Raw genomic sequence first — 18,032 nt, 5'->3', positions numbered from 1 at the left:
CCGTGGCGGACGGGGATGGCGCCAGAGGCGTCGGTGACGACGATCTCGCGAAGGGGAGACGAGGCCGATGGCGGGGACCGTGGCGTTCGGGAGCGTTCCGACGCGGCTGGGGGACATGGCCGTCGCCGTGACCGAGGACGGCGTGGTGAGCGTCGGCTGGGAGGATCCGTCCCGGTTCAGGGCACGCCTGCTCGAACGGCTGGGGTTGGAGGAGACGGACGATCCCGGCATGACGGCGGCCGTGCTCGGCGAGCTGGGCGACTACTACGCGGGCAGGCTGAAGGTCTTCGGGGTGCCGTTGGACTGGCGGCTGACCTCGCCGGTGCAGCGCAGGGTGCTCGGCACGCTGTACGAGACGGTCCCGTACGGCAAGGCGGTGACCTACGGGGAGCTGGCGGCCCGCAGCGGGACGGGTGTTCCCGCGCGGGCCATCGGGTCGATCATGGGAGCCAACCCGATCCCCGTCATCGTGCCGTGCCACCGGGTGGTCGCGGGCAACGGGCTCGGCGGGTTCAGCGGTGGCGACGGGGTGGAGTCGAAGCGCTGGCTGCTGACCCTGGAGGGCTACCTGCAGCCGATGCTCGACTGGGACTGACGCCGGGGACCGGAATCGGCCCGGCAAATCGTCGACGGATCGTCTAGGGCCCTGAGGGCGGCGGTGTTGTGCCGGGACCGGACGCGGTGTCTCCCCGCCCGGAAGGTCCGGGAGGTGTGGTGCGTCCGGGCGCGGGTGTCGTACCCGGCGGTGTGGTGCGGTCCGGCTCGTCGATCTTGTCGGCCATCTCCCTGGCCTTCTGAGCGGCGGTGTCGACCTGCTGGGCGTGCTTCGGCCCCAGCTTCTTCTTGGCGAACCGTTCCGCCTTGTCGATGCCCTTTTTGGCGAGTTCTTCGGTCTTGGCGCCGCCACCCAGCATGTGCTTGACCTTGTCGAGGATCGACATGGTGAATCCCCCAATTCCGATGTGAGGACACATCGCCTCTCATCCATACCCGGGGAGTTGGCAGACTTACCTCGTGCCTCAGCTACCCGTCATCGCCGTCGTCGGCCCGACCGCGGCCGGAAAGTCCGACCTGGCCGTGGATCTCGCCCTCGAACTGGGGGGCGAGGTGATCAACACCGACTCCATGCAGCTTTACCAAGGAATGGACATCGGAACGGCGAAACTGTCCGTGGCGGAGCGCAGGGGAGTGCCCCACCACCTGCTGGACATCTGGGACGTGACCACGACCGCGAGCGTGGCCGAGTACCAGTCGCTGGTCCGGCCGCTCATCGACGACCTGCGGGCGAAGGAGGTCGTGCCCATCCTGGTGGGCGGATCAGGGTTGTACGTGCGGGCCGCTCTGGACGACCTGGAGTTCCCCGGTACCGATCCGGAGGTCCGCGCCCGGCTGGAGGCCGAACTCGACCTGCGAGGCCCCGGCCCGCTGTACGAGCGGCTCCGCGAGCGTGATCCGAAGGCCGCCGAGACCATCCTCCCCGGCAACGGGCGCAGGATCGTCCGCGCGCTGGAGGTCATCGAGATCTCCGGGCGGCCGTTCTCGGCCACGATGCCGTCGTACGACGCCGTCTACGAGAGCGTCCAGCTGGGGGTGGAGGTGCCCAGGGCGACGCTGGACGCCCGGGTCGAGGCGCGGGTCGACCACATGTGGCGGGCCGGGCTGGTGGACGAGGTCAGGGAGCTGGCCGCGCGCGGGCTCGCCGGAGGCCGTACGGCGAGCCGTGCCCTCGGGTACGCGCAGGTGCTGCGCTTCCTCGGCGGGGAGTGCACCGAGGAGGAGGCGAAGCAGGAGACGGTGCGGGCGACGCGGAGGTTCGTCCGCCGCCAGGAGTCGTGGTTCCGCCGCGATCCTCGCGTGATCTGGCTTCCTCAGCAGGAGCCCGACCTTCTGGGGCGCGCGCTCGCCGCGATTCGCGGCTGACCGCTCCGGGTGACCGGCCGGGGAGCGGATACGGGCGTGGGTGACCGGCCGGGGTGCGGACGGAGGCGCGGGTGACCGGCCGGGGTGATGAGGGCGGAAGCGTGCCCGGATAGGGTTGGTGAATGCGATTCGTGAAGGGACACGGCACCGAGAACGACTTTGTCATCCTCCCCGACCCGGACGGTGAGCTGGAGTTGTCCGCGACGACCGTGGCGGCGCTGTGCGACCGGCGCGCGGGGATCGGCGCGGACGGCGTGTTGCGCGTGACGCGGACGAAGCTCAGCCCGGAGGTGTCCGGCCAGGCGGGCGAGGCCGAGTGGTTCATGGACTACCGCAACGCCGACGGCGGCGTCGCCGAGATGTGCGGCAACGGGGTGCGGGTCTTCGCCCGCTACCTGGTCGACGCGGGACTCGCCGCGCCCGGGGAGTTCGGTGTCGCGACCAGGGCGGGCGTCAAGCGGGTGCGGCTGGCGGAGACGGGTGACGTGACCGTCGAGATGGGCCCGCCCAGGGTGCTGGGATCGAGTCGCACGACCGTCGCGGGCCACGAGTACGAGGGTCTGCACGTCGACATGGGCAACCCCCACCTGGCCTGCGTCATCGGCGACCCGGTGGCCCAACTCGACCTGAGTCACCAGCCCGCGTTCGACCCCGAGACCTTCCCCGGCGGGGTCAACATCGAGCTGCTCAATCCGGTGGGCCCGCGCCGGGTCGTCATGCGGGTCTTCGAGCGCGGTTCGGGTGAGACGAGGTCCTGCGGCACCGGCGCCGTCGCCTCGGCGGTGGCGGCCGCGCGGCTGGCCGGTGAGAGCGGCGGCACCTGGGCGGTGGAGGTGCTCGGAGGCACGGTCACCGTCACTCTCGACGAACACACCAGTTACCTGGCGGGTCCCGCCGTCCTGGTCGCCTCCGGTGTGGTCACGCTCTGAGCGGTGCGCGTCCTGGGTCGTGTCCGGTGTGGGTCACGCGCCGAACGGCACGTTCCCTCGGCCGTGTCCTGTGTGGTCGCGTTCGGAGTGGTACGTGTCCCGGTCGCGTTCCGAGCGGTGCGCATGACGTCGCCGCCTTCGCCGCCCGCGCTGTCGCGCGGGCGCGTCGTGCCCGCCGGGGACACGCTCCGGGGCGCGGAGGTGAATCTTTCGTGACCCTCGTGGCGTCGCCGCGGGCCCCGCGCCCGGCGGGGACACGCTCATCCGCACGTGCGGGGCCATACCGTGAGGCCTCGGAGGTGCACGGGATCGCCAAGCCGTTTGGGGCATGCTCCCCGACCTGGCAGACTGACGTCCCATGGACGTGGACATCTGGGCCTGGGTGGGCGACACCCAGCGGCAACTGCATGAGGCAGGCAACACCGGTCTGGCTATGGCGATCGGAGACGTGCCCGCGCAGGCGTTGGAAGGCCGGTACGGGCAGCTCGACGTGCTCGCGCCCGCCATCGCGCAGCAGGCGGAGAACCTGCGACTGCCCTGGTTGGAGTTCTACGCCCGCTACTGGCACCTGATCGGCCGCGTCGGCGACCGCGCGCAGGGGACGGTCGCGATCGCCGACGCCGAGACGCTGGTGGAGTTCACCAAGCGGGAGGACGTCCGCGAGTGCCCGTCCGTGCCCGGTGCCGTCGTGGCGCTGGTCATCGCGCAGGCGAACGCGGACGGTCCCGGTTACGCCGCCGAGCGGCTGGCCGCGCTCTCGGCCCTGGACGTCGAGCCCGGCTCGCTGGCCTTCGCCTCCGTCGCCGAGCAGTACGTCGCGGCGCTCGTCGACGCGGGGCGCGTCGACGAGGCCGTCTCCCACGCCGAGACCGCGGTGGCGGCGCTCGGCGGTGCCGACCGTGAGGCGAGCTGGGAGCTGGGGGCCGCCTCGGCCCGCGCGCTGCTCGCCGCCGGACGAGCCGAGGACGCGCTCACCGCGCTCGACGCCGCGACCGGGTTCAAGCCCGACGACCCGGTGGCCAAGGAGCACCGCGAGGGAGTGCTCCGCTCACTCGTGCTCGCCACCCTCGGCAGGGTTCAGGAGTCCGTCGACGCCCTGCCCGACCTCGACGTGGTCGGCGACCACCCTCGCGTCTGGGTCGAGTGGTCGCACGCCATCCACGCGCTCACCGGAGCGACGCAGATCACCAACACCTGGCAGCTGGGCCGGGTGCTCAAGCAGTGGATCGACTACTTCGCGATGATGGGCGGCTACCGCGCCCGGGTCGAACTGGCGCTCGTCGCGGGGCACCTGGCGGTCGCGCGCCAGGGAATCTGGCAGGCGCGGCTGTTGGCCGACCTGGCGGAGTCCGCGGCGGGGGAGCTCAGGAGCCCCGGTGACATCGCCGAGCGGATCACCGAGCTGCGCGCCGCCGCGGACTCCGCCACCGCGCTTCCTGCCCCGGGTCCCACGGACGAGCTGGTCGGCTACTTCGACGCAGCAGACGGCTTCAACGCCGACCCGGAGCGCTGGGTGGGCTGGCTGGCCCCGCTGTCCGGCCGTGACGTGGAGGCCACCCGGCGCCACACCACCACGCTGGGCTTCCTCGGCTACCCGGCCAAGGGCGCCGACATCTACTGGACCATGCTGGTCGAGTCCGGTGACATCGAGACCGCGGACCCGCAGGACGCCTCGTATCTCAGCGGCCTGCTGATCGAGGCCCGCCAGGACGAGCGCCTGGAGCAGGTGGCGGAGCGGCTGCCGGCCGCGCAGCGCCACATGGCCCTGGGCCGCCTGTACACCTCGCGGGAGCGCTGGGAGCAGGCGGCGGCCGAGGGCGAGGCGGCGGTCGCCGCGGGCGGCGGCATCGAGGCGGTCCGCCTGTGGTCGGCCGCGGCGCAGCAGCTCGGCGACAACGCCAAGGGCGCCGGCGTGCTGCGTGATCTCCTCGACTCGGAGGAGATCGAGCAGCAGGACGTCTGGCGAATGATCGTCATGGCGACGGCCGCGGAGGACTGGGAGACCGTCCGTCTGGGCACCGCCAAGATCGGGATGCCGCTGCAGTCGACCGAGGGGCCGATCGAGGAGGAGATGGGCCTGGTGCGCATCATCCTTCCCGCCCCGGACGGCAGCCAGCGGCAGGTCCTGAGCGTGCGCACCGGCCCCGCGACGGCGCGTCTGGCCATCCCCCAGCCTCCCGGTATGGAGTACAACGCCGGTGACCTGGTCGTCTTCGAGCCGCAGTTGCTTGAGCCGATCCCGGAGAGTGCAGAGGAGCAGGAGAGTTTCGTCCCGCCCTTCGCCGCGGTCAGCATGCTCCGTCCGGGTGGCTACACCAGCTGGTTCTTCGACGGCGCCGCTCCCAGCCAGGCCGACTGGACGGAGTTCAACGACGTCATGGTCGAGCGCGGCTGGCCGATGTGGGTCTACAGCGACGACAACTACACCGTGACCCACCCGACCTCGGGCGAGCCGCTGCCCGGCGTTTTCGGCTGGATCGCGGTCCCGCCGGATGTCAGCCCGGTCGAGCTCGACGCGCTTCTGGACGACGCCACCGAGCGCTGGGTGCACCCGCTGGCCTGGCTCGACCTGGCCAAGGCCGTCGACGTCGAGGTGGAGCGGCACGAGCGGATCACCAAGGAGTACGGCCTGTAGGACGGCTCGCCACGGCCGTGCCCGGCGGTCCGTGGCGCCGCCCGCTCTTCGGGAGGTGTGGTCCGCGCGCCGCCTCAGGAAGGGAGGGGCGCGGTCATTCGTGACCCACTCGGAGCCCGTATCGCCGGTGACCCGCCAGGATCACCGGCGAGCACAGGACACCGCGTCGCCCGCGAGTGGACCGACCCCTCGCGGGCGGTTTCCGGCACGGTCACTAGAATCTCATTCGGCATGTTGGACGGATGAGGGAGGACCCCGATGCTGGAACGATTCCGGCTGGACGGCAAGGTCGCGATCGTCACCGGCGCGTCCTCGGGGCTGGGTGTCGCGTTCGCGAGAGGGCTGGCCGAGGCGGGCGCGGACATCGTGATCGGTGCCCGTAGGAAGGACCGCCTTGAGGAGACCCGCGCACTGGTCGAGGAGACCGGCAGGCGGTGCGTGGCCCTCGCCACCGACGTGACCAGGCCGGAGGACTGCCGGGCACTGGCCGAGACGGCGGTGGCCGAACTCGGCGCGGTGGACATCCTGATCAACAACGCGGGTGTGGGCTCGGCGGTCCCGGCGCTGAAGGAGACGCCCGAGCAGTTCCGGCAGGTCGTGGACATCAACCTGCACGGTACCTACTGGATGGCGCAGGCCTGTGCCAGGGTGATGAGGCCCGGCTCCTCGATCGTCAACATCGGGAGCATTCTGGGCGAGACGACCGCCGGTCTGCCGCAGGCCGCCTACAGCGCCTCCAAGGCGGGGGTCGTCGGCCTCACGCGCGATCTCGCCCAGCAGTGGACGGAGCGGCGCGGCATCCGGGTCAACTGCGTCGAGCCGGGGTTCTTCGCCTCGGAGATGACCGAGCAGTACGCCGAGGGTTATCTGGCCAGGCAGCTTGAGCAGCGGGTGCTGATGAAGCGCGCGGGAGACCCGGCCGAGCTCGTCGCCGCCGCGATCTTCCTCGCCTCGGACGCCGCCTCGTACGTCACCGGTGCGGTGATCCCTGTCGACGGCGGGATCCTGATCACCTGATCCGGCTGCTCCGAGAGGAGTGTCTTTGGTAGCTTTTGTCCGTATCGAGCGAGAAAGATGCTGGTAAGGCATGGATTGATGGGTCAGAAATTCTCTCGTTCTCCCAAAGGCTTCTTAAGGCTTTTAAGATTGAGGGCGGCATCTGAGGTAATTTGCCGCTTCAGTTGGTGAGCACGTGAGAGGTGGCAGGGTGCGGACGGCACTGGTACGAGGCGTGGTCGTCGCGACGATCGCGTTCACGGTGGCGGGCTGCGGCCCGTTTCCCGACGGAGGCGTGGACGAGGGGACGCGGTCCTCAGGAGGGGCTTCCGGGGACAGGAACTCCGCCTCCGAGGCGCTCAAGGACCTGAGGAAACTCGAGGTCAAGGGGCGCGCCCCGATGACGGGATTCAACCGCGACAAGTTCGGTCCCGCGTGGTCGGACGTCGACAAGAACGGCTGTGACACCCGCAACGACATTCTCATTCGCGACCTCAAGGAGGAGGTCTTCAAGAAGGGCGAGGAGGGCTGCATCGTGCAGTCCGGAATTCTTGAGGACCCCTACAGCGGCAAGACCATCAAGTTCGAGCGCGGGACACGGACCAGCATGGCGGTGCAGATCGACCATGTGATCGCGCTCGCCGACGCCTGGCAGAAGGGCGCCCAGCAGTGGCCCGCTTCCAAGCGGAAGGAACTCGCCAACGACCCGCTGAACCTGCTGGCGGTGGACGGGCCGCTGAACAGCCAGAAGGGCGCCGGAGACGCGGCGACCTGGCTGCCGCCGAACCGCGCCTACCGGTGCCCCTATGTGGAACGTCAGATCAAGGTGAAGGTCAAGTACGAGATGTGGGTGACGCAGGGGGAGAAGGACGCCATGGAGGACGTCCTCAAATCCTGCTGATCAGTCGTCGTAGTCGCGCTTCAACTTGATGATCTTTCCGGTCTTCGCGGACACGTAGACGTCGTACTCCCAGGCCCCCTTGTGCAGTTCGACCTTCCAGGCGCGCCGGCCGTGCTCCCACTCGCGCTCGACCTTGCTCACGCGCGCGCCGGGGACTCGCTTCTTGGCGATCTTCACGGCCTGGCCGGAGGAGATGTACGCCGAGGTGGTGACGGGGGCGGTGGCGGCACCCGTGGTGCCGACCGCGGTCACGCCGGTCGTGCCGGTCGTGGCCGCGGTGGCGGTGATCGCCGCACCGTCCGTCTGGTGCGCGGCGAGGGCGATGCCGCCTCCACCGGTGAGGAGGGCGGCGGTTGCGAGGGCTCCGACGGTGATTCTGGTGATTCGTGTCATGGGTCAAGATTTGCGGAGACTTTGCTAGGGGCACGCTAAGAGATCGTTAACCGACGGTGAGTACGGCCCGCCACCGGATTCCGGCGTGCTCCCCAGCGCCGTTTCCGGCGGTCCGATCAGTGACCGGCGGCCGCGGCCTGCTCCCGGGCCAGCCGCTCCTCGCCCGACAGCGTGTTGAGCGGCTTCTCCTTGATGAACAGGACCGCCACCAGCGCGAGCGCGGTGAGCGGCACGCCGATGAGGAAAAGTTCGGCGGTTGCCGTCGCGTACACGTCCTGGACGATGCGGACGACGGGAGCGGGCAGCTTGGAGATGTCGGGTACGGCCCCGCTTTCGCCACCCGCGCCGCCGGCGGCCATCGGGCCGAGCCTCTCCGTCATGAGCGCGGTGATCCGGTTGGCCAGCACCGCGCCCAGGGCGCTGACGCCGACGGCGCCGCCCATGCTGCGGAAGAAGGTCAGCACCGAGGTGGTGACCCCCAGGTCGTGGGCGGGTACGTCGTTCTGGGCGGCGAGGACCAGGTTCTGCATGAGCATGCCGACACCGATGCCGAGCACCGCCATGTAGATCCCGAGCAGCACCATGCCGGTCTGACCGTCGATGGTGCTGAGCAGGCCCATCCCGGCGAGCATGACGACGCCGCCGGCCACCAGGAAGCCCTTCCAGCGGCCCCACTTGGTGATGAGCTGGCCTGCCACGGTGGAGGAGACGAGCAGGCCGAACACCATCGGCAGGCTCAGCAGGCCGGCGACCGTCGGCGACTTGCCGAGCGCCACCTGGAAGTACTGCGACAGGAAGACCGTGCCGCCGAACATGGCCACGCCGACCAGCACACTCGCCACGGTGGCGAGGGTGACGGTGCGGTTCCTGAAGATGGTCAGGGGGATGATCGGCTCGGCCGCCCTCGACTCCACCCAGATGGCGAGCGCGAGGGTGACCAGGGCGCCGCTCACCAGGGCGACGGTCCACCAGGAGCCCCACTCGAACTGGTTGCCCGCCAGGGACGACCAGATCAGCAGCGTGGACACACCCAGTGTGATCAGCAGGGCGCCCAGGTAGTCGACCTTGACGTCCCTGCGCACCACCGGCAGGTCGAGCGTGCGCTGCAGCAGGACGATGGCCAGGATCGTGAACGGCACGCCGATGAGGAAGCACCAGCGCCAGCCGAGCCAGGAGGTGTCCACGAGCACGCCGCCGATGAGCGGGCCCGCCACGGTGCCGACGCCGAACACGGCGCCGAAGACGCCGGCGTAGCGGCCGAGCTCACGCGGCGGGATCATGGCCGCCATCACGATCATCGCGAGCGCGGTCATGCCGCCGGCGCCGATGCCCTGCACTACGCGGCTGACGATGAGGATCTCCACGTTCGGTGTGAGACCCGCGATCAGCGAGCCCACCACGAACAGCCCCAGTGAGAGCTGGATCAGCAACTTCTTGTTGTAGAGGTCGGCCATCTTGCCCCAGAGCGGCACCGTGGCCGTCATGGCCAGCAGCTCCGAGGTGACGATCCAGGTGTAGACGGTCTGCGTGCCCTGCAGGTCGGTGATGATGCGGGGCAGGGCGTTGGCCACGACGGTCGAGGCCAGGATGGACACGAACATGCCCACCATCAGTCCCGACAGCGCCTGCAGCACCTTTCTCCTGGAGGTGGGCGCCGCGGCCACGGACTCGGGCTGCGCGCTGGTGGATGTCATCTTTCCTCGATTTCTCGGGCGGGGGACCGGCGCTCCGCGTGACTCGCGCGGACGCCTTCCGAACGGGAACGTGTTCGGGGGGTGATCGAAGGAGAACGGTGACCGGGACGGTCACGGATTGGGCAGGCCGGCGGCGAGCTGGGAGAAGGCCTCGTCGACCAGGTCGGCCAGCGCCGGCCGGCCGTCCGCGGCGCTCCAGCGCATCATCGCCGCCCGGAAGGCCGCCATGGCCACCGCGGTGGCCAGCTCGGGATAGCCGCTCGTACCAGGTTCGACGCCGATTCTGCGCGCGACGACGGCGGACACGGCGCGCTCGGTCTCGGTGCCGTTGGCGACCAGCCGCGGCAGGAGTGACGGGTTCTGCTCGAACACCTTCAACCGCAGCAGCCACTGCTCGCGGCGCTGCTGGACGTGTTCGGCCTCGACCCGTGACATCAGGCGCAGCGCCTCCAGAACCGGCACCTCGGCCGGCACGGCCTCCAGCCTCTCGCGCAGCTCGGCGACGGACGCCGGGCTCGCTCCGACAAGGGCGTCCTCCTTGGACGGGAAGTAGTTGAAGAACGTGCGCGAAGAGAGGTCCACCGCCGTGGCGATGTCCTCCACCGTGACACCCGCCAGGCCGTGTTCGGCCACCAGCGTCAGGGCGGCGTGCTCCAGCGCCGCACGGGTCTCGAGCTTCTTTCGATCTCTCCGGCCGAGCTCGTCCACGCTCTCCACACTGGTCACGACGTCAACAGTAGGGAGAAACTTTCAGATTGTGCAACATTTCATTGTCTGAAGTGCGGCAGATCACAGGTGGGACGAGCACGCGGGCGTCGCGGGGATGGGCGGGGGCTTCCTCATCGGTTCCGTGAACTCCCCGGCCACCGCGTCCACCTCCGGCCACCGCGGGGGCGAGGGTTCCGGGGTCAGGACGTGACGGCGGGCAGGAACAGGATCACGCTCGCCCCACCGGAGGGGGAGGTGCGCAGGGACAGCGAGCCACCCGCCGACTCCGCCGTGCGGCGGGCGATGTCGAGGCCGAGACCGGTCGATCCGGCCCCGCTCTCGCCACGCTGCAGCGGATCGGGCGTGGCGAAGCCGGGACCCGCGTCGGCGACGGTCAGCAGCGCGCCGTCGCCGGTCGCCTCCAGCCGTACGGAGAACGAGACCCCCTCCGGGGTGTGCGCGAACACGTTGCCGAGCAGGGCGTCCACACAGGCGGCCAGGTCGTCCGCGGCGACCCCGACCGGCAGCGGTCCCGGGGCGAGATCCAGGGTGAAGTCTCGTGACTGGTCCTCGGCGAGCACCGACCAGAACGCGACCCGCGCCTCGGTCACCGCCGCCGCGTCGCACTCGGCCCGCTCACGCACCCGCCGCCTCGCCTCGGTGATCACCGAGGTGACGGCGCGTTCCAGGGCGTCCACCCTCGCCTCGATCCTGGCCGACTCCTCGGGATCGGCCAGTGACTCCGCCTCCAGCCTCAGCCCGGTGAGCGGGGTGCGCAGCCGGTGGGACAGGTCGGCGGCGCTCTCCCGCTCCTCTGCGAGCAGGCCGGTGATGCGCTCGGCCAAGTGGTTGAGGGCGAGACCGACCGCGTGCACCTCGGGAGGGCCGTCGGGCACCGTCCTGGCGGACAGGTCGCCCGCCGCGAGCCGGTGCGACACCTTCGCCAGCGCGGTGATCGGCCTGATCACCGCGCGGGCCAGCCGGTCGCCGACCAGCACGCCCAGTCCGACCAGGGCCAGGCCGAGCGCCGCCAGCCCGGCCCAGACCTGGGGCACGCCCCTGGTCAGGTCGGCGTCGTCCAGGAAGACCCGGACCACCGCCGTGCCCCCGGGCGCCCCCTGGACCGCGACCAGGATCTCCCGCCCGCCGGGCGCGGCGGCGGTGACGCTGCGGCCGCGGGAGGCCAGCTCCACGGCGGTGGAGCGCGGCGCGGGATCGCCGATCACCTCCCCGCCGGGGAGGAAGACCGTCACCGGATGCCTGGCCTGTTCCGCGGTGAGCCGCAGGGTCTCGGTGTCCACCGCGCCGACCACGACCGCCACCGACTCGGCCTCGCTCTCCGCCTCACTGACCGCTCCGCTCACCGCGACCGTGCGGACCAGCAGGGCGAGCGGGACCAGCAGGGCGATCAGTACGAGGGAGGTGGTCGCCGCGACCAGCAGGGTCAGCCAGCGCCTCATGCCGGGGCGGCCAGTCGCACGCCGACACCCCGGACGGTCTGCAGGTAGCGGGGCTCCTGGGATGTCTCGCCCAGCTTGCGGCGGAGCCAGGAGAGGTGGACGTCCACCGTCTTGTCGGCTCCGCCGTAGGGGATCTGCCAGACGTGGGTGAGCAGTTCCCGCTTGGTGACCACCTCGCCGGGCCTGGCCGCCAGGTAGTGCAGCAGGTCGAACTCGCGAGGACTCAGATCCAGCGGCGTCCCGTCCAGGGTCGCCTCCCGGGTACGGGGGTCGATGCGCAGGCCACCGACGGTGACCGCGCTGTCGGCGCGGCTCTCGCCCGCCACCCGCCGGAGCACGGCCCGGATCCGCGCGTCGAGCTGGGCCGCGCTGAACGGCTTGACCACGTAGTCGTCGGCACCCGCGTCCAGCAGCCTGACCATCTCCGTGTCGCCGTCTCGCGCGGTCGCCACGATCACCGGGACCCGGCTCACCGCGCGGAGCATCCGCAGCAGGTCCAGGCCGTCCATGTCGGGCAGGCCGAGGTCGAGGACGACCAGCTCGGGGTGTTCCTCGACGGCCAGCCGCAGGCCTTCGAGAGCGGTGGGGGCGGACGACACGGCGTGGCCGCGATCGCGCAGGCCCCGGGTGAGGGAGGTGCGGATCGCGGCGTCGTCCTCGATGAGCAGCACATTCGACATTTGCCGCCACGTTAGCCTTCTCCGGCACCGCGTCAAAAGCGGGTTAGCCGCTCCTTAGCGTTGTCTTATCGTTCCAGGTGGCACAGTGAGGACATGCGCAAGCGTCTTCCCCTGGTCGTGGCCGGATGGCTGATCACCGGGCTTCTCGCGATCGGAGCGGGTGTGGCGGTGATCGATCGTCTCAGCGAGCCGCTGACGGACACCGGTCTTCGGCCGCTCTCCGCCGCCGAGGTGGATGAGGCGCTCGCCCTCGCCTCGTCCCTTCCCAGTGCCCCGCCCACCGCTCCCTCCCCTTCCGAAAGTGCCCCTTCCGAGACCGACGGCGTCGAGGAGTCCGGTGAGGCCACCCCCGAGCCCGCCACCACCGCCGCGGAGCCCGGCGAGAGCCGGCTGATCATCACGAAGGGCGGCAGGGTGATCGCCCGGTGCGAGGGCGGCCTCGTCACCCTGCGGTCGTGGAGTCCGGCCCAGGGCTTCCAGGCCGACGACGTCGAGCGCGGACCCGCCGACCGGGCCCGCGTCGAGTTCGAGTCCGAGGAGGACGAGGTCAAGGTCGAGGTCCGCTGCGCGGCCGACGGATCACCCGTCCACCGCCTGCACAGCTGATCCGGGCCCTCATCCCTCACCCCTCCCGGATGCTGACCTCGGCCCCCACCCTCCGGCACCCGGCAGCCGCCCAGTCTTCTGGAACCCTCGTCCGGCGGCCGTCCCCGGTGATCCCACGGTCGCCGCACGCCGTCCCCTGCCGGGACGGTGATCGGCTCACGAGACGCGCTCGGCTCCGCCGGGCGTGATCGGGCCCAGTTCGGCGCCGAAGTCGTGCGCGATCCTGCGCATGCCCTCGGCGAGGTCCCGCCGGTCGAGCGCGGCGATGCGCTCGGCCGGCCCGGACACCGACAGCGCGGCGATCGTCCGCGCCCCGTCCCGTACGCCCACCGCCAGGCAGTGCACGCCCAGCTCCTCCTCGCCCAGGTCCATCGCGTACCCGTGTTCTCGCACCCGCTCCAGCTCGGCGAGCATCCCGGGCAGGTCGGTGATCGTGTTGGCGGTCCTGCGGGGCATGCCGGTCCGCTCGACCAGCGACGCCACCTCGCTGTCCGCCCTGTCGGCCATCAGGACCTTCCCCACGGCGGTGCTGTGCGGCAGCACCCGCCTGCCGACCTCCGCGAACATCCGCAGCCGCCTCGGCGAGGGCACCTGGGCGACGTAGACCACGAAGTCACCCTCCAGCACCGCCAGGTTGGCCGTCTCACCCGACAGTTCGACGAGCCTCGTCAGGTACGGTTGCGCCCACACGCCCACCATGCGCTCGGCCACCCCGCCGAGCCGCACCAGAGCGCCCCCCAGGGCGTAGCGGCGGTCGGACTCCTGGCGCACGTAGCCCCGGGCGAGCAGCGTGCGCAGCAGCCGGTGGATCGTCCCGTACGGCAGGCCGGTCCTCGCCGCGATCTCCGAGAGGCCGGCCTCCCCGCCCCGTTCGGCCAGCGCCTCCAGCACGTCCAGCGCCCGGTCGACCGACTGCACCGCGCTCATGTGCCCTCCCCACGGGACGGCCCCCGACCTCGGCGCGTCCCGTACCGGCGGGACGGGCCGCTCACGAGATCCCCACCCGCCCTCACGGCACCCTCGCGAGTCCGCGCAGCGAGGCGTCGAGAACCTGCGCGGTGTGCGCCACGGGGACGGGTTCGGCGCCCCGGCGGCGGATCGCCGAGGCGATCTGCATGGTGCAGCCGGGGTTGGCCGAGACCAGCAGGTCGGCGCCGGTGGCGAGCACCCGTTCCGCCTTGCGGTCACCGAGGTCCTTCGCGGTCTCGGGCTGGAACAGGTTGTAGGTTCCCGCCGAGCCGCAGCAGATCGCCGACTCGGCGATCTCCTTCAGCTTCAGGCCGGGCACGCCGCCCAGGAGCTCGCGGGGCTGGGACCGTACTCCCTGGGCGTGGGCGAGGTGACAGGCGTCGTGGTAGGCCACGGTGAGCGGCAGCGGATGGCGCTCGGCCGCCGGGCCGAGCGCGACGAGATACTCCGCCAGGTCGACGGTCCTGATCGCCCGGGCCCTCTCGACCCACTCGCCGCCCTCGCCCTCGAGGATCTCCGCGTAGTCCTTCATCGTCGATCCGCATCCGGCGGCGTTGACGACGATCGTGTCGACGCCCGCCCGCTCGAAGGTGGCGATCGTCCGCTTCGCGAACCGCAGGGCCTGCCTCTCCTGGCCGGAGTGCAGCGACAGCGCCCCGCAGCAGCCCTGCGAGGGCGGGATCACCACGTCGCAGCCCTCCATCGCGAGCACCCGGGCCGTGGCCTCGTTGACCTGGGGGAAGAACTCCCCCTGCACGCAGCCGGTGAGCATGCCGACCGTGGCCCGGTGCGGGCCCCGCGCCGCGATCCTTCGCGGCAGCCGCGTCCGGTCGGCGGCCGGGGGAGCGAGGTCGGCCATCGCCGCCAGGGACGGGTTGATCCGCTCCAGCCTCGGCGCGACCGCGCGGCGCAGCCCGGCGCTGAGCCGCAGCGGCAGCCGCATCGCCCGCAGCCGCCGGGGATAGGGGAACAGCTGGAAGACCAGCGCCCGCAGCGCCCTGTCGTCAGGCTCTCTCACGTGCACCCGCTCCACCTCGGCCCGGGTCTGCTCGATCAGCCGGTCGTACCTCACCCCGGACGGGCAGGCGGGCACGCATGCCATGCACCCCAGGCACGCGTCGAAGTGCCCGGCCATCTCGGGCGTGAGCGGTGTGCCCTCGACGTGCTGTTTCATCAGGTGGATCCGGCCGCGCGGGGAGTCCATCTCCTCGCCCCACAGGACGTACGTCGGGCACGAGGGCAGGCAGAACCCGCAGTGCACGCAGTCGTTGATCAGCTCAGGGTCCATGTCAGATCCCTCCCGCGAACCGGCCGGGGGACATCCTCCGGCCGGGGTCGAACCGTTCCTTGACCCGCCGCATCAGAGGCAGGGCGCCGGAGGGACCCCAGCGGTCGATCCCGCGGGCGAGAGCGGAGGGCACGGCGAGCACCGTGAGCGCGCCGCCGAGCCGCCGCAGGTCGTCGCGTACGCCCGTCACGAACCCGGAGAACTCCGCCTCGCCGACGTCCCCCGGCAGGGCGGCCAGCAGGACCGCTGAGGCCACCGACCCGCGCACCCGAGCGGGCAGCCCGCGTGCGGCGACCGCGCGCAGCGCCGGGCAGGCCGCGGCGGGCGGGACCCGCAGTTCCAGCAGCACCTCCTCGCCGGGCGGCACCGACCACCAGGCGGGCGCCTCGGCGGTGATCCGCGCGCTCCCGTACTCGTCCATCGAGGTGCGCACGGCCTCCGCGCGGACATCGGCCGCCACTCCCTCGACGAGCGCGCAGACGGTGGCCTCGCCGGTGATGTCCGGCCACTCCAGTTCGACGGCGCTCGGCTCGGCCTGCGAGGCCGCGAGCTCGGCGACCAGTGCGTCCAGCGCGTCCAGTCCGTCCCTCGCGGGGGAACCGGCGGAACCCGGTCCGCCGGCGGGCAGGTCCACGGTGACCCACCGGCGGTCGGCGGGGATCGGGTGGAGGCGGAAGGTGGCCTCGGTGATGACGCCGAGCGTGCCGTAGGAGCCGGTGAAGAGCTTGCCCAGGTCATAGCCCGCGACGTTCTTGACGACGTTGCCGCCCGAGGTGGCGATCGTGCCGTCGGCCAGCACGACCGTGATGCCGATCAGCAGGTCGCGGGCGGTGCCGTAGCGGAACCTGCGGGGGCCGGCGACCGCGGTGGCGAGCGTGCCGCCGACCGTGCCGGCGCCCAGGGGCGTGTCCAGGGCGAGTTCCTGCCGCGACCGCGAGAGCGTGGCGTTGAGGACGTTGAGGGGGAGTCCCGCGCCGACCCGCGTCACGAGATCGCCCGAGGAGTGCTCGACCGCGGTTCCGTCCCCGAGGAGCAGACAGCAGGTGTCGATCAGCAGGTCGCACCGTTCGGGGGGATTGCCCCAGCCGAGCTTGGTGCCGTCTCCCACCGGGACCACGGCCAGGTCGTGGGCGGCCGAGACGCGCATCAGCGCGGCGACCTCCCCGGTGTTCTCCGGCAGGGCCACCCAGCGTGGCGAGACCCCGCCCACCGCGTCGTCGGAGGTCGCCTCCCGGATCGTCACGCCCGTCGCGCGCAGCGCCTTCTGCGCTTCCTGTGCCTGCTGTGCCGTCAACGGTGCCTCCAGCGGTGCTCCCATCAGAAGTGCTCCGCCTGTCCCGACTCGACCAGCGGGTGCGCGCCCTTGCGGACCCCGGGGACCTCGCCGCACAGCCGGGGGGTCGGGAAGATCTTTCCCGGGTTCGACAGGCCGCGGGGGTCGAAGGCGCAGCGCACCAGCTGCATGGTGTTGAGATCGTCGTCAGAGAACATTTTCGGCATATATCGTGACTTGTCCACACCGACGCCATGTTCGCCGGTGATGGAACCGCCGTGCTCGATGCACAGGTCGAGAATCCTCCCCGACACGATCTCCGCCCTCTCCTCCGCACCCGGCTCGGCGTCGTCGAACAGCACCAGCGGGTGCAGGTTGCCGTCACCGGCGTGGAAGACGTTCGCCACCCTGATGCCGTACTCGCGGGAGAGGGCGTCGATGCTCGCCAGCACCCCGCCCAGCGCGGTGCGGGGGACGACACCGTCCTGGACGATGTAGGCGGGGCTGATCCGGCCCACCGCGGCGAACGCAGACTTGCGGCCCCGCCAGATCGCGGCCCGCTCCGCCGGGTCGTCGGCGACCCGTATCTCGAACGCGCCGCTCTCCCGGCAGAGCCGTGTCACCTCGCCGAACTGGTGCGCGACCTCCTCCGCGGGGCCGTCCAGCTCCACGATGAGCACCGCCCCCGCGCCCTCCGGGTAGGCGCACGCCACGGCCGCCTCGGCCGCCTCGACGGCGAGGGCGTCCATCATCTCGATCGCGGCGGGCACGATGCCTCCGCCGATGATCGCCGACACCGCCTGCCCGCCCCGCTCGATGTCCTCGAACGCCGCGAGCAGCGTCGTCACGGCCTCCGGCAGCCTGCTCAGCCGTACGACGACCTTGGTCGCGATACCGAGGGTGCCCTCGGAGCCGATGAACGCGCCCAGCAGGTCGTATCCGGGATCGGTGTCCGACAGCTCGACGATGTCACCGTCAGGGGTGACGATCTCCAGGCCGACCACGTGGTTGACGGTGAAGCCGTACTTCAGGCAGTGGGCGCCGCCGGAGTTCTCGGCCACGTTGCCGCCGATCGTGCAGACCTGCTGGCTGGAAGGGTCGGGCGCGTAGTAGCGGCCCAGGTCGCGGACGGCCTCGGTGATCGCCAGGTTGGTGACCCCAGGCTCCACGGTCGCCCTCCGGTTCGGCAGGTCGACGGAGAGGATCCGCCGCATCTTCGAGGTCACGACCAGCACCCCGTCGGCCCGTGGCAGGGCACCGCCCGACAGTCCGGTCCCGGCGCCCCTGGCCACGAACGGCAGGTCGTACTCGTTGCAGATCCTCACCACGGCCGCGACCTGCTCGGTGCTCTCCGGCAGCACCACGACTCCGGGGGTGACCCGGTGGTGGGTCAGCCCGTCGCACTCGTAGGTGCGCAGCCGCACGGGATCGGTGATGACCGACCCGGGTCCGAGGAGTTCCTCGAACCTGCGGGCCGGCTCGTCCAGGGTCTTCGTCGACATCGCTCCTCCTCCGGCGTGCCCGGCGTCCCGGCGCTGTCGCCGGTGCCCGCCGGCCTCCATCGGCCGATCGAGGACGCC

At 71.4% G+C, this 18,032-nt stretch carries 17 protein-coding genes; 7 read left to right on the top strand and 10 right to left on the bottom strand.

Annotation, left to right across the window (positions count from 1 at the left end; all coding sequences use genetic code 11):
* The first annotated feature begins 67 nt into the window (after positions 1-67).
* Positions 68-595 (top strand): methylated-DNA--[protein]-cysteine S-methyltransferase, encoded by a 528-nt coding sequence (locus ABT352_RS12060; protein WP_350944622.1) that lies wholly within the window; start codon positions 68-70, stop codon positions 593-595.
* Between the two features lie 43 nt (positions 596-638).
* Here ABT352_RS12060 and ABT352_RS12055 read toward each other — a convergent pair whose 3' ends face one another.
* Positions 639-941 (bottom strand): antitoxin, encoded by a 303-nt coding sequence (locus ABT352_RS12055; RefSeq protein ID WP_350944621.1) that lies wholly within the window; start codon positions 939-941, stop codon positions 639-641.
* Between the two features lie 73 nt (positions 942-1,014).
* Between ABT352_RS12055 and miaA the strand changes: the two genes are divergently transcribed.
* From miaA to ABT352_RS12030, 5 genes are all read left to right on the top strand, one after another.
* On the top strand, positions 1,015-1,920 hold the full coding sequence (miaA, locus tag ABT352_RS12050) for a tRNA (adenosine(37)-N6)-dimethylallyltransferase MiaA (protein WP_350944620.1): 906 nt from the start codon (positions 1,015-1,017) through the stop codon (positions 1,918-1,920).
* Positions 1,921-2,042: 122 nt separating this feature from the next.
* Positions 2,043-2,849: a diaminopimelate epimerase gene (dapF, locus tag ABT352_RS12045; RefSeq protein ID WP_350944618.1), complete on the top strand. Its 807-nt coding sequence runs from the start codon at positions 2,043-2,045 to the stop codon at positions 2,847-2,849.
* A 358-nt stretch (positions 2,850-3,207) separates the two neighbouring features.
* Positions 3,208-5,484, top strand: a complete 2,277-nt coding sequence (locus ABT352_RS12040; protein ID WP_350944617.1) for a tetratricopeptide repeat protein — start codon at positions 3,208-3,210, stop codon at positions 5,482-5,484.
* Between the two features lie 258 nt (positions 5,485-5,742).
* A complete protein-coding gene (locus ABT352_RS12035; protein WP_350944616.1) occupies positions 5,743-6,501 on the top strand; it encodes an SDR family NAD(P)-dependent oxidoreductase in 759 nt (252 codons plus the stop codon).
* 190 nt (positions 6,502-6,691) lie between these two features.
* Positions 6,692-7,381: an HNH endonuclease family protein gene (locus ABT352_RS12030; protein ID WP_350944615.1), complete on the top strand. Its 690-nt coding sequence runs from the start codon at positions 6,692-6,694 to the stop codon at positions 7,379-7,381.
* Here the strand turns inward: ABT352_RS12030 and ABT352_RS12025 are convergent, their stop codons facing one another.
* The 5 genes from ABT352_RS12025 to ABT352_RS12005 all read right to left on the bottom strand — a co-directional run bounded on the left by ABT352_RS12025 (position 7,382) and on the right by ABT352_RS12005 (position 12,316).
* Positions 7,382-7,774, bottom strand: a complete 393-nt coding sequence (locus ABT352_RS12025) for a PepSY domain-containing protein (protein WP_350944614.1) — start codon at positions 7,772-7,774, stop codon at positions 7,382-7,384.
* 116 nt (positions 7,775-7,890) lie between these two features.
* Positions 7,891-9,468, bottom strand: coding sequence for an MDR family MFS transporter (locus tag ABT352_RS12020; protein WP_350944612.1), 1,578 nt, complete (start codon positions 9,466-9,468; stop codon positions 7,891-7,893).
* Between the two features lie 111 nt (positions 9,469-9,579).
* Positions 9,580-10,194, bottom strand: a complete 615-nt coding sequence (locus ABT352_RS12015; RefSeq protein WP_350944611.1) for an acyl-CoA-like ligand-binding transcription factor — start codon at positions 10,192-10,194, stop codon at positions 9,580-9,582.
* Positions 10,195-10,376: 182 nt separating this feature from the next.
* On the bottom strand, positions 10,377-11,636 hold the full coding sequence (locus tag ABT352_RS12010) for a HAMP domain-containing sensor histidine kinase (protein ID WP_350944610.1): 1,260 nt from the start codon (positions 11,634-11,636) through the stop codon (positions 10,377-10,379).
* Positions 11,633-12,316, bottom strand: coding sequence for a response regulator transcription factor (locus tag ABT352_RS12005; protein ID WP_350944608.1), 684 nt, complete (start codon positions 12,314-12,316; stop codon positions 11,633-11,635). Before ABT352_RS12005 ends, ABT352_RS12010 begins: the two co-directional genes overlap by 4 nt.
* Before the next feature lie 93 nt (positions 12,317-12,409).
* Here ABT352_RS12005 and ABT352_RS12000 point away from each other — a divergent pair, with 93 nt between their 5' ends.
* Positions 12,410-12,922: a hypothetical protein gene (locus tag ABT352_RS12000; protein ID WP_350944606.1), complete on the top strand. Its 513-nt coding sequence runs from the start codon at positions 12,410-12,412 to the stop codon at positions 12,920-12,922.
* A 156-nt stretch (positions 12,923-13,078) separates the two neighbouring features.
* On the opposite strand, the gene ABT352_RS11995 is transcribed toward ABT352_RS12000, so the two are convergent.
* The 4 genes from ABT352_RS11995 to ABT352_RS11980 all read right to left on the bottom strand — a co-directional run bounded on the left by ABT352_RS11995 (position 13,079) and on the right by ABT352_RS11980 (position 17,954).
* Entirely contained in the window at positions 13,079-13,849 is a 771-nt protein-coding gene (locus ABT352_RS11995; protein WP_350944605.1) for an IclR family transcriptional regulator, read from the bottom strand.
* A gap of 82 nt (positions 13,850-13,931) precedes the next feature.
* Complete coding sequence (locus ABT352_RS11990; RefSeq protein WP_350944604.1) at positions 13,932-15,179, bottom strand: (Fe-S)-binding protein; 1,248 nt, start codon at positions 15,177-15,179, stop codon at positions 13,932-13,934.
* A 1-nt stretch (position 15,180) separates the two neighbouring features.
* Complete coding sequence (locus ABT352_RS11985) at positions 15,181-16,497, bottom strand: FAD-binding oxidoreductase (protein ID WP_350944603.1); 1,317 nt, start codon at positions 16,495-16,497, stop codon at positions 15,181-15,183.
* Positions 16,497-17,954, bottom strand: coding sequence for an FAD-binding oxidoreductase (locus ABT352_RS11980; protein ID WP_350944601.1), 1,458 nt, complete (start codon positions 17,952-17,954; stop codon positions 16,497-16,499). The genes ABT352_RS11985 and ABT352_RS11980 overlap by 1 nt, the downstream gene beginning before the upstream one ends.
* Positions 17,955-18,032: the final 78 nt, after the last annotated feature.

This window comes from Streptosporangium sp. NPDC000563 (genome assembly GCF_040299985.1).
GTDB lineage: Bacteria > Actinomycetota > Actinomycetes > Streptosporangiales > Streptosporangiaceae > Streptosporangium.
The sequence above is the reverse complement of the archived record's forward strand: the minus strand, read 5'-3'. Positions and strand labels throughout refer to the sequence as shown.